Here is a 291-nt window from a genome sequence, read left to right as displayed (position 1 = left end):
CCTTCCCCCCTGAACCTATCCTGGATGAACCACCACCAGGATATAATTGGCGGTGGAACTGGTTAGCCGCTTACAACTTCTGCACAGGTAGAAAACCACAAAACCAAAATATCCGCATCTTAGACGCTGGTTGTGGTTCAGGAGTCGGTACAGAATATTTAGTACATCTCAACCCCCAAGCGCAGGTAGTAGGAATTGATTTAAGTGCTGGTACTCTAGAAGTAGCTAAGAAACGCTGTCAAAGTTCTGGCGCTGACCGTGTAGAATTTCATCACCTGAGTATTTATGATG

Annotated in this window: 1 protein-coding gene; it reads left to right on the top strand. The window is 45.7% G+C overall.

Features of this window, described 5'->3' with window-relative positions:
- Window positions 1-291 (top strand): class I SAM-dependent methyltransferase (locus FFR48_RS28625; protein WP_137669645.1); only part of this gene is annotated, 291 nt, incomplete at both ends.

The organism is Sphaerospermopsis reniformis (genome assembly GCF_005402885.1).
GTDB classification, from domain to species: Bacteria; Cyanobacteriota; Cyanobacteriia; order Cyanobacteriales; family Nostocaceae; genus Sphaerospermopsis; species Sphaerospermopsis kisseleviana.
This window is presented reverse-complemented; position numbering and strand designations above follow the sequence as displayed.